The organism is Sedimentibacter sp. MB35-C1 (assembly GCF_030913635.1).
Lineage (GTDB): Bacteria > Bacillota > Clostridia > Tissierellales > Sedimentibacteraceae > Sedimentibacter.
In genome coordinates, this window is sequence record NZ_CP133188.1 from 270,950 (window position 1) to 282,841 (window position 11,892).

Here is an 11,892-nt window from a genome sequence, read left to right on the forward strand (position 1 = left end):
CCTCTAAAATTCTTTCATTGTTTTGGGGGACCACCCACACACTCGGTCTCCGCAAAACATGGAGTTATTTTCCATAATAATGGAGCCATCCGGTCTTACTGAAGGCCCTAAGATTTCATCATCCGGCCATCCACCAGATAATCCGTCTCTTGCCAAAGCTTCCAGTTCTCCCAATACAGTCTCCATCGGAGGAAGTTCAATTAATTCAGACACATTTCCACAAGATACGATCGCATCACATTTTTCATCCAATGTTACAAGAGGCTGTGACTGTCCATCACGTCCAGTACATTCATTGGTAACGCCTACCGTTTTAATTCCAGCATCTTCTAAAGCAACATAGCATCCTATAAAATCTGCATCAGGGTTTCCGTATCCTTCTTCCGCAACAACAGCTCCATCAGCACCAAGAGTCTTTGCAATTTGAGCTACGAACAATGCAGAACGCTCTTTCTGTTCCAATGCTACATTAAGGTTAGACATTATAACACCAAGGAAATTAATTGTTTTTCCGTGTTCCTTATATAAAGCCTTAATGTTAGGACAGTTCTGGAAATCATATGTGGACCACTTAGAGGAAACCGGCATAAAACTTCCCGAAACCATCGCTCCATCCAGAATTTCATTTGGGTGCATTACTGTAGGAACAACGTGATTCATATCCCATCCGTAGACTAAATCGTTATAGCCCATTTCTTCCATCTGAGACTGCGGCTGCATTACATATACGACAGAGAATAATTTTTTCAATTCATCCCCACGTTTTGTAATTTCACCAAGTTCATATACCTCTTTTTCTTCAGGCTCTAATTCTTTCACACATTCCGCAACATACTCTGCAAGTTTATGTCCGGCTCTTCTTAAAGCATCATTCTTTTTCTGCTGCTCACGATGTTCAAACTTCTCGTTAGTGTCTGCTACAAGAACAATGTTATTCAATTCTCCAAACAAAGTGTACTTCTGTCCTTCGCCGCTCATGTCAATAAGTCCGTCCTGGAAGCCTCCCCAATGTCTGCCTACCACTAATACACTGCAGTTTTTCAATGCGTGTGCCGTTCCGTTTCCTGCCGGCTGCAACGGTCCTGTATATCCCGGAAAAGCACTTCTTCCATCCAGCCTGATTCTTGGCTCAATGGCTTCCTTAACCGGACACATACGAATCTTGTCTCCTGGTTTCGCTATGTATAAGTCCGCTTCCGTGATACGTTCATCATTTTTGATAAAGTCCAGAGCTTCCTGTTTGTTTATTGTCAGGACTCCATTATCAAATGACAGTTTATCTCCGAAAACGATATCCTTTACATAGAAATTTCCTAATTCCAATTTCATGGTAAATCCTCCTTATGCTATTTGCATCTTAGATATCGGCGATACTGCACTTGCCTAATGTCACATCTTTTTCTTATTGATAAACACAATAATTTGTGCTATTGTATAATTTGGATATTATACAAATAATATAAATAAGCGCGCTTATTGCATGTGATATTGTATAAATAATATCAATAAGCGCGCTTATTGTCAAGCTATTTTTATAACTTCTTACTTACTTATAACTATTTTTCATAATTTAAATAAAAAACTACACGGCACTTTCAATTATGATTATGCCGTAAAGAGAGGGGCAGTTTACTATGAAAGAGCTTGAATTACTAGAAAAAGAAGAAAATAAAAAATATAATACAATTCGTTTTGTTAATGCAGCTCAAGAAATAATTGATGAAGAAGGGCTCAAAGGTGCCTCTATACGAAAGATTTCTCAAAGAGCAGGCTTTCATAATTCGACTATATATTTGTATTTTAAGGACCTTGATCAATTAATTATGCTTGCCTCTATGAAGTATTTTCGAGAGTACAGTCACTCCCTTGAGTTGCAGAGCCAAAAACAGTTATCTACCGTCGAAAATTTCCTTTCTATATGGAATCTATTTATTGATGCAATTTTAACAAACCCTCACATATTTTATAATTTTTTCTTTGGAAAGAGAAGCGACAACTTGAAAGAAATTATGAATTTGTATTATCAAATTTTCCCTGAAGAACGCGATCAGTTCTCCGAAGATATTGAATCTATGTATTTTGGCAGCAATATTAATGAAAGATGTTTAAATCTTTTGCACCCGCTGATTAAAGAAAAAAATCTTGTTACAGATAAAAACGTATCTATGCTTAATGAAATTACCGTAAGTTATTGCAAATATAAACTAATGCAGAAATGCCAGGATCCTTCATTGGATTCCCAGCAGATAAAAAAAGATATACTTGCTGCGATATCTCATGTTACAGGAATATAGATTAAATATAATTATTTACTTACAGCAGAAATTAAAGTTAAAGATTATTTAAATACTGATTTGAATATAAAAACAAGCTGCATATTAATTAACAATATGCAGCTTATAATCTTGAACCTATACTTTTATGTACTCTTATTCATAAAACACGCTTACGACTAGAAAAGTAAGATCTGTTTCATGATTGTAACTTTGTGACTGCTTAATGTCCAACACTTTTTTGTCGCTGATAAAGCCATTAAGCTCTCCTTCTAAATTGTTAACGTCTATTGTTTCACTTATATTTCCCTTAAAAATTTTCACTTTCACTTTGTGCCTCCATTATTAGATATTTAATATTATAATTGTTATTATGCAATGTTGTGTTTTTTACTTTCCATTTTACTAACGCTATTCCTAGCCAAAGTCCGTAAATGCCCAAAGTAATAATTGTTAACAGGAACCATTTTATCCAATTACCAAAAAGTCCAATTGCTGTTCCGTTAAATTTTAATCTTTTCCCTTCAATCACAGTGTGGTTTGTTTTCCATCCATATATCATGCATAGTGCCTAAGGGTAGCATATCCCAAATGTTACAGCTGTAATCAAAGTTCCTAGAATACTCCATCCAATTAATTGCAATACCCCCCCATCAAAATACGATTCTTGTCTTGAACTTAAGCCATTAATATTAACATTGACATCTAAGTTTGACATTTCCCAATCCCTCCTTTTAATAATATAATTACCAAAATTATACCAATTAAAACATTTATTATCAATACCATTTTACAATTTATAACATTTTTCAACTTTATTGGCTCTCTATGCAGCTAATTCAATTCAAAATGACAACAACACAAAATGCTGGTAATATGCTGAAAAGACCATCACTTCGTGTTTTGCTCATAATGCGAAATTAAAATAAACTTCCATTATACTTCTTTTGTGCCGTTCCAATCAATATAAACCCGATTATAAAGAATGGAACAGAACAAGTCCACCAATAAGCGGTATAGGTTACATAATCAAGGATACCTGCTAATATACACCCTGTGCCAATTAGCACAATTCCTTTCCCAAACAGCGTGGTATAAGCTTTTTTATCTTTTTCTTTCACGTTTGTATAATGGTAGGAATGTATAAGAGAGATTTTTTCTTTTTTCCAAATGAGAAAACCAAAGCAAGTACAAAACAAGCCGGCTGACAGCATAATAATTAACCCAATAATCACAGCTAATCCCTCCGTTATAAATTTTCTTTAATTAATATTATCATAAGTAAAACAAAAAATCATGTATAAAATGTGAACTCATACATGATTTTCATTTGGCGGAGAATGCGGGATTCGAACCCGCGATACGGTTCCCCGTATACACGCTTTCCAGGCGTGCTCCTTCAACCACTCGGACAACTCTCCAAAGTGCTTTACAGCAAATGATATTATAACCTGAAAAGATGTTCTATGTCAATGTTTTTTTGCTGTTAGCTTAAAAGAAAAATTTGGAATTTCGCATTACTGCCAGAGGTACAAATAACCCGCAAACTCCAATAATTAATATGTATTATCTTTGATCGAATTATTCGGCTACAAAGAATTCAAGTAATTAATCCCTTCTTGAGTTACCATATTTCCTGCTCTTCCTTTTCTTGTTTCAATATAATTATTGTCATGCAGCCATTTTAATAATGTTCTGATTTTGGAATCGCTTATTTTTACACCCTTTTCTTTGAGCTCATACATTAATTGAGTTCTCCCTATACCGTGAAAACTGTCTGTATTTTCTTTTATAATACTTAAAATTAAAGATATATAATCGTTTTTTGAATTCGCAGTTGATTTATTATTAGATTTATTTGACATATAATTTGGAAATATACCAAGTGTCTTATAATAGTTGACAGCACTTTCTAATTCTCTGACATTTCCGTGCCAAGAGTAATTCAATATGGATTTTTTTTGCTCCTCTGTCAAACTATAATACAAATCTCCCAAAAAGTTTTCCGCCAACAGCAAAATATCTTCCTGTCTTTCCCTTAATGGCGGAATTTCAACGGGAATTACATTAAGCCTGTAGTACAAATCACTTCTAAATTTTCCCTTCTGCACTTCATCTTCCAAATTTTTGTTTGTTGCCACGATAATCCTTACGTCAACATTTATCAGCCTGTTGCTGCCTATACGCATGATTTGCTTTTCTTGAATTACCCTTAACAGTTGAACTTGAAGATTTTGAGATATATCTCCTATTTCATCCAAAAATAATGTGCCCGTGTTAGCCTGCTCGAACAATCCTATTTTCCCACTCTTGCTTGCTCCGGTAAACGATCCGCTTTCATATCCAAAAAGCTGACTTTCCAGAAGTGATTCAGGGAGGGCTGCACAATTAACCGCAACAAAGGGCATGCTCCTTCTATAAGAAAATTTATGAATTGACTGCGCAAGCAATTCCTTCCCCGTACCGCTTTCTCCTCTGATCATTATAGTAAAATCTGTCAGAGATGCCTTTTTTGAAAGGTTTATGCACTGCATCATACTGTCCGATTTATACACAATATCACTAAAAGAATACTTAGCAAAAAGCCCTTTATCTATCAAATGATTTTTCAAATTTATTTCTAAATCTCTTATATCCTTCTCATTTCTAAGTATTATATAATAACCTACAATTTGATCCATAAGCATTACTGTAGTTTTTTCAACTGTATAATTCTCTTCGTTAATTTTAATAAGTCTGGTTTTTGTATTAGAATTGATTAATTTTTCAAAAGCTGATTTGTCAACAAAATTTCTTATACTCCTGTCGTAGCTGTTATAGTCAATGCCAAAAATAATATTTGATTTATTGTTCGAATATACTAGGTTATAATCATTATCCGTCAGCAGTATACTTTCATGAGAATTGAAAATCACCATGTTTAACATTTCACTTTTCAAATAGCTGTTTAAGTAATTGCTTTTAAAAGTAGCATTAGGCTCAACAATGCTGTTCATATGTCTGATTATGTTTCTGTTTATAAGCTTATGGCTTAATTGCAATTTTTGCATTATTTTAATAAGAGTGTCGTATCCGATTTGTCTGTAGCCGATATTTATAATATTTTTTATATGCTTCGGCACCAGATCTTCTTCATTGGGAGTTATTGCTATTTTAATATCATCGTAATAATTATCCGTATCTAAGTCTTTTTCGTAAGAAATAAAATTGACACTGCTTATTCCCAGTTCGTAAAAAGTATTTGTTGTTTGAATGGTACTCTCATAAGAATCATTTACAACTAAAACATCAGTATTTTGGGGAATCGCAAGAATATCAGAAATAAATTTTTTATCAATACCTCTGGTCATAAGTATAACATTATCAAAATTTTGTATATGCTTTTTTAATGGGTATATCATATATTCAAACAAAACTAAAAATATATCACCCTCAATAATTTCATCATCAAAAAGCTCATTTAAAAAAATATTGTTTACTTTTATATACTTTTCAAAGATAGATTCTAAATTATTTTTCAAATACTCGATTGCCGGCATATTCTCTCTGTTTCTGTAAATTACTGATATTATTTTCATAAAAGCATCCCCCTGCTTAAAGATTAATTATATTATTATAGCACAAATACTAAAATAATAGGATAATAATAGGATTAATTTTTATTTTAATCTTATTAAATATTAGCATTTAACTTGTTAGACTTTTTTGATAAGATAAAAACGTTAGTATTATCAATTAATATTTTTATTATGTGTATTGGCATATAAATTGCTTATATATAAATAAAAAATAATTTAAAGGAGGCTACTATGTTCGAACTTTTTACTAATTTTACAAATTTTTTATGGGGCATGCCATTATTAGTGGTTATTATAGTAACAGGATTTTATTTTACTGTTAAAACCCGCGGATTCCAATTTAAGTATTTCGGTTTTATTATTACTAATATTTTTAAAAGCAATAAAGAATCAAAAAGCTTGGACGACAAAAAGAAATTGACTCCATTCCAAGCGATTTCAATTGCTGTTGGCGGATCAGTCGGCGTAAGTAACATAAGCGGTGTTGCAACAGCGATTGCTACAGGTGGACCTGGAGCGTTATTTTGGATTTGGTTTGCTGCTCTCTTAGGCATGATAATTAAAATGGCTGAGGTTTCATTGGCGGTGTATTACAGAGAGACAGGCGATGACGGCACTTTTAGAGGAGGTCCTACATTCTATATTCAGAAAGCTTTGGGTGCAGAAAAAGGAGTTAAATTCTGGAAGCCTCTAGCTGTTATCTTTGGAATAGGTATATTTATGACATGGCCTATAACAATTCAGAATTACACCATATCAGAAGCTATAGGAACAACATTTAACATACCGTTTATAATTCCTTCTATTGCACTGGTAATCTGCATTTATCTGGTAACAATAGGCGGACTTAAAAAGATCGGTGTTATTGCTTCTTATTTAATTCCTATAATGTGCGGATTCTATATTTTATGTGGAATTTATATTTTATTAGTTAACATTTCAGAGGTTCCTAATACTTTTATGTTAATATTTAAGGGAGCATTTACAACTCAAGCGGCAGCTGGCGGTTTCTTAGGCGCCACGGTAGGAAAGGCTATGAGGCTGGGTTTTGCCAGATCAGTTTATAGTAATGAAGCCGGCTGGGGAACATCTCCTATGGTACATGCGACCGCTGATGTTGATCATCCGATTAAGCAAGGCTTATTAGGAGCATTTGAAGTATTTGCCGATACGATTTTAGTATGCTCAATAACAGGACTTGTAGTTATAATTACAGGATACTGGAATTCAGGTATGTCAGGAGCAAACTTAACATTATCGGCATTCGAATCAGTTATAGGTTATACTGCAAGAGTAATTGTAGCATTGAGTATATTTTTGTTCGGGTTAACAACAAATACAGGTTGGTTTGCATATTATATGACCCTGTTGAATCATGCATTTGAAGACGGCTCAAAAACAAAGAAAATATTCACAAAGCTATTTGTTATTGGAAATCCGCTTTGGGGCTTTTTCATATTAGTAGCTTCCGTATACTTCGGAGGAACTCCAGAGCAAATATGGGTTTTGGCCGATTTCTCATCTGTAATACCTACGTTTATCAACGTAGCTGTACTGTTTATGATAGGTGGTAAATTTATTGAACTGCTAAAGGACTACAAAGCAAGATATATGGGAATAGGTACAGTTGATCCCGACTTCAAGCTATTTTATGAAGACGAGTTAAAATCTAAAGCTCAATAGCAAATAAAAATATCATAAATAATGTTTATATATAATAATTAAATACTCTTTCGGAGTATTCTTAGGTTGAGACATTTAAGAAAGGAAATAAAATGGGACTGGATAAAAACAGCGGAATAACTATAGGAAAACTAAAAAAAGGCAAAAAAAACCTTATAACAGATGTTCAGGGAGTAAAAGTCGGTCATGTTACATTAAACGACGGTAGTGTAAAAACAGGTGTAACTGCCATTTTGCCACATGGAGGAAATATATTTAAAGAAAAAGTAATGGCCTCATCATATGTACTGAACGGATTCGGAAAAAGCATGGGGCTGCTGCAAATTGATGAACTCGGAACTATTGAAACACCCATAATTATGACTAATACTCTCAGCATAGGAGTTGCTGCAAACGGGTTGATAAAATATATGTTAGATCAAAACAGCGATATAGGTCTTGAGACAGGCACAGTAAATTGCGTGGTTACTGAATGTAACGACGGAAGATTGAATGATATAAGAGGACTTCATGTTAAAGAAGAGCATATATTTGAAGCAATCAGCAATGCGGCTGAAGATTTTGAAGAGGGCGCAGTCGGTTCAGGAACAGGAATGTCTTGTTTAGGTGTTAAAGGCGGAATCGGATCTTCCTCAAGAGTTGTGGAATTAGATAACAAAGAGTATGTTATAGGCGCCATTGTTATGTCCAATTTTGGGAACAAAGGTGATTTAACAATATGCGGACAAAATGTTGGCGCTAAGATGAAAGAAATTGATCTTAACAAAAAAGAAAAGGGATCAATAATAATTATAATTGCAACTGACATACCCTTGAATGAAAGGCAGCTGAAAAGGGTGGCAAAGCGTTCTGCTATTGGAATTGCGAGAACAGGTTCTCATATGGGAAACGGAAGCGGTGATATTTGCTTATCCTTCACTACGGCTAATAATTTGAAGCATTACAGCGATTCGGATGTTATCGCTACAAAAATGATTTATGACGAAAATATTGATATTGTGTTCAGAGGAGCCATAGAAGCAGTAGAAGAAGCAGTAATAAGCTCCTTATACCATGCTGATACAACAATTGGCAGAGATAACAAAATTTCTAAAAGCTTAAGAGAATATCTGTAGTATTGTCATTAACCAGTTAATATTCTTATTCAATTTTATTTCATAAATAAGCGGAGCACATCACTTTATCTTGGATATAAATTGTGCTCCTTTTTTATAAATTACCAAATAAAAAAGTCGATTCAGTAAAGCAATAATGAATCGACTTCCAAATCTTATCTTTCTGTTCCGAAGAAGAACAGCGCTATTGTGCCTTGTCCGGTATGTGAACCTATTACAGGTCCTATGTAGTTTATAACAACTTCCTTAACATGCAGCTTTTCTTTTATTAAGTTGCCAAGATATTCTGCTTCCTCAAAGCATTCTGAATGACTTATGAAAACTGAATTATCTTCAGGATTTATGCATGTTGTCTCCATGCGCTCCAAAAGGGCATTGATTGATCTTTTTCTTCCTCTCACATTCGAAACGGGAACTAAATATCCTCCGTTATCCACATGAAGTATGGGCTTAACTCCCAAAGCTGTTCCAATAGTAGCAGTCATAGCATTTATTCTGCCGCCGCGTTTCAAATGATTTAAATCATCTACAGTAAACCAGTGACACAAATGAAATTTATTATCTGCCACCCAGTTCATAACCTCGTCGATGCTTTTGCCTTCCTGCTTCATCTTTGATGCATAGTATACCAGCAGCCCTTCCCCTAATGAAGCTGCAAATGTGTCAATGCATTCAATTCTTAAATTGCTGTATTTTTGCAACAGCTCTTCCCTTGCTATCAGAGAAGAATTATATGTTCCGCTTAGTGCCGATGAAAATCCCAAGTATAAAATATCATTTCCATCCATAAGTATGCGTTCAAAATATTCCTCAAAAGTTTTTGCATTTATAAGGGTAGTATTAGATCTCTCTCCTTTTTTTATCCTCTCGTAAAATTCATTTATGCTTAGTTGTCTGTGATCAGGATAGTTTAGGTAATTTTCACCTTCAAAGCCAAATCCCAAAGGAATAACCACAATTCCATATTTCTCAATAATGTCTATAGGCAAATCCGCAGTAGAATCTGTTACTATAATATAATTTTTCATAGTTTTATTTCCCTTCTATCATTATAATGCAGTTTTAAGATAATACTAACATATTGCTTCATCCATTACAATACATAAAATACATGATGTTTAAATTTTAATAGTCTGTTTCAATTCACTAAACATTACATATTTAGTTGTTTGTTTTTAGAAATTTGGGTATATATATTATAAACACAAATCTTTTATTAAAGATATTTTCACAGGAGGAGTTAATATGGTAAAAATAGCTGTGATTTTAGGAAGCACAAAGCCCGGGAGAAACGGAAAAGCTGTTGCTGAGTGGATATATAAGCTGGCAGAAAATAGAGCAGATGCAAAATTCGAATTGGTTGATATAGCTGATTACAATTTACCTCTTTATGATGAGCCATATCCTGCAATGATGCAGAAATATACAAAAGAACACACAAAAAAATGGTCGCAGAAAATCGATGAATTTGACGGTTACATATTTGTAACCCCGGAGTACAACCACAGCATACCCGGAGCATTGAAAAATGCAATTGATTTTTTGAACGTTGAATGGAAAAATAAAGCCGTCGGATTTGTAAGCTATGGAAGTGTAGGCGGGGCAAGAGCTGTTGACCACTTGCGACAAATAACAGGTGGACTTCAAATGGCCGATATAAGAGCTCAGGTAATGCTGAATTTGTTTACTGATTTTGTAAATATGAGCGAGTTCAATCCTGACCCAAGGCACAATGATGAAGTATCTGAACTATTTAACCAGCTAATATCATGGTCTGAAGCTATGAAGACGATGAGAGAATAAAGAATGGGCCGTCCTAATCGGACGGCTTATTCTTTTGAAAACTATTGTACAGCTCATAAAATTCATTTCTATGTTTTTTTAGCGTCTCAATAATTACAGGATCAAAATGGCGGCCGCTTCCTTCAATTACATATTCAAAACTTTCTTCAAAACCATAGGCATCTTTGTAAGGCCTTTTGCTGGTCAGCGCATCAAATACGTCTGAAACTGCTACAATTCTGGCGCTTAACGGAATATCTGTTTTAGACTTGTTGTTAGGATATCCCGAACCGTCCCACTTCTCGTGATGGCACTCAACTATTTCAATTCCCATTTTGAACATGCTGTATTTTTGCTTTGCTATGTTGCTTTCTGCTGTTTTTAAAACTTCAACACCGTATGTTACATGCTTTTTCATTTCATCAAATTCTTCTTTTGTCAAGCGCCCCGGCTTTAGCAATATTCCGTCCTTAACACCAACTTTGCCGATATCGTGCATAGCGCTGAACCTCTCAATTCCCTTAATAAACTGAATGGTTATTTCTTCTTCATATTTTCTGTCGTCCTGCAAAAATTCTGTAATTTTAACCGCATATGCAGTCATTCTGTCAAGATGGTCGGCAGTATCTTCATCTCTGGTTTCAGCCATCTTTGTCAGTGCCAGAAGTGTAGAGTAAAGCATTTCGTCAATAAATATATTTTTATTCAAGCTTATGGCAATACTGCTTGATAAAGTTTTTAAAAAATCCACATGTTCCTCATTATAAACATCTCGCATAACATTAGAGAAAAATATAATTCCGATTGGCTTTTCATTAACACTCAAAGGAAGTGAAATTGAAGACTTTATTCCCTCTTCCATAAGGATTTTGTTATAATTTGCATCTTTGTTTTTCGTATAACTATTCAAATCATTTATAATTCTTGGAGTCCCATTTTTTACAATATTTTCAAGACTTGTCCTGCTTATTTCCGCCCTAAGTCCCATAAGTTTCTTAGGAAGTTCACACAACATAGGGTCGGAAATACCATAGGAAGCTTCCAGTATTCTATCCTCATCTTTTAGCAGAGCAATTCCTATGTGATTATAAGGAATAAATTCTGAGAATGTAGAGTATATAAACTTTAAAATTCCTTCAAATGACACATCCTTATTAATGTTCTCTATTAGTTCTATTAATTTATCCAGCTTGTTAAAGCCCAGATTAATTTCTTTAATTACAGGAACTAATTCTTCATCGGGAATAATGTTCAAATTTTTATCTATAATTGAAATGTTTGTTAGTTTGTTAAACAAATCATTTATAGGGTCTGTTAAAAATCTATGAAATATTTTATCTGTATGTTCCATGATCCGCCTTCAGTGTTTTTTTGTGTATTTAATAGTATATCGGATAAACTATTAAAAAATCAAGTTTATAAAAGATGTTTATTGGTACAATAATAACACTTTAATAAGGC

Annotated in this window: 10 protein-coding genes, 1 tRNA gene and 1 pseudogene; 4 read left to right on the plus strand and 8 right to left on the minus strand. The window is 34.0% G+C overall.

Going from position 1 to position 11,892, the window contains the following annotated elements; genetic code table 11:
• Positions 1-3 precede the first annotated feature (3 nt).
• Positions 4-1,329: a glycine/sarcosine/betaine reductase component B subunit gene (locus RBQ61_RS01290; protein ID WP_308138738.1), complete on the minus strand. Its 1,326-nt coding sequence runs from the start codon at positions 1,327-1,329 to the stop codon at positions 4-6.
• 305 nt (positions 1,330-1,634) lie between these two features.
• Between RBQ61_RS01290 and RBQ61_RS01295 the strand changes: the two genes are divergently transcribed.
• Positions 1,635-2,294, plus strand: coding sequence for a TetR/AcrR family transcriptional regulator (locus RBQ61_RS01295; protein WP_308138739.1), 660 nt, complete (start codon positions 1,635-1,637; stop codon positions 2,292-2,294).
• A gap of 135 nt (positions 2,295-2,429) precedes the next feature.
• Here RBQ61_RS01295 and RBQ61_RS01300 read toward each other — a convergent pair whose 3' ends face one another.
• The 5 genes and pseudogenes from RBQ61_RS01300 to RBQ61_RS01320 form a co-directional block, all read right to left on the minus strand.
• The gene (locus tag RBQ61_RS01300; RefSeq protein ID WP_308138740.1) at positions 2,430-2,603 is read right to left on the minus strand and encodes a hypothetical protein; all 174 of its coding nucleotides are present in this window, start codon (positions 2,601-2,603) and stop codon (positions 2,430-2,432) included.
• Positions 2,604-2,643: 40 nt separating this feature from the next.
• Positions 2,644-2,991: pseudogene (locus RBQ61_RS01305) on the minus strand (hypothetical protein); the annotation flags it as partial.
• 202 nt (positions 2,992-3,193) lie between these two features.
• Positions 3,194-3,508: a DUF3784 domain-containing protein gene (locus RBQ61_RS01310; protein ID WP_308138741.1), complete on the minus strand. Its 315-nt coding sequence runs from the start codon at positions 3,506-3,508 to the stop codon at positions 3,194-3,196.
• A gap of 96 nt (positions 3,509-3,604) precedes the next feature.
• Positions 3,605-3,694 (minus strand) — tRNA-Ser (locus RBQ61_RS01315).
• Positions 3,695-3,862: 168 nt separating this feature from the next.
• Positions 3,863-5,851, minus strand: coding sequence for a sigma 54-interacting transcriptional regulator (locus RBQ61_RS01320; protein WP_308138742.1), 1,989 nt, complete (start codon positions 5,849-5,851; stop codon positions 3,863-3,865).
• Between the two features lie 231 nt (positions 5,852-6,082).
• Between RBQ61_RS01320 and RBQ61_RS01325 the strand changes: the two genes are divergently transcribed.
• Positions 6,083-7,534 carry a sodium:alanine symporter family protein gene (locus RBQ61_RS01325; protein WP_308138743.1) on the plus strand — a complete coding sequence of 484 codons (1,452 nt, stop codon included), beginning with the start codon at positions 6,083-6,085 and terminating at the stop codon, positions 7,532-7,534.
• A 92-nt stretch (positions 7,535-7,626) separates the two neighbouring features.
• The gene (locus tag RBQ61_RS01330) at positions 7,627-8,649 is read left to right on the plus strand and encodes a P1 family peptidase (protein WP_308138744.1); all 1,023 of its coding nucleotides are present in this window, start codon (positions 7,627-7,629) and stop codon (positions 8,647-8,649) included.
• Between the two features lie 155 nt (positions 8,650-8,804).
• On the opposite strand, the gene RBQ61_RS01335 is transcribed toward RBQ61_RS01330, so the two are convergent.
• Positions 8,805-9,677: a DegV family protein gene (locus RBQ61_RS01335; protein WP_308138745.1), complete on the minus strand. Its 873-nt coding sequence runs from the start codon at positions 9,675-9,677 to the stop codon at positions 8,805-8,807.
• A 217-nt stretch (positions 9,678-9,894) separates the two neighbouring features.
• Between RBQ61_RS01335 and RBQ61_RS01340 the strand changes: the two genes are divergently transcribed.
• On the plus strand, positions 9,895-10,452 hold the full coding sequence (locus RBQ61_RS01340; RefSeq protein ID WP_308138746.1) for an NADPH-dependent FMN reductase: 558 nt from the start codon (positions 9,895-9,897) through the stop codon (positions 10,450-10,452).
• A gap of 13 nt (positions 10,453-10,465) precedes the next feature.
• On the opposite strand, the gene RBQ61_RS01345 is transcribed toward RBQ61_RS01340, so the two are convergent.
• On the minus strand, positions 10,466-11,782 hold the full coding sequence (locus RBQ61_RS01345) for an HD domain-containing phosphohydrolase (protein WP_308138747.1): 1,317 nt from the start codon (positions 11,780-11,782) through the stop codon (positions 10,466-10,468).
• Between the last annotated feature and the right edge of the window lie 110 nt (positions 11,783-11,892).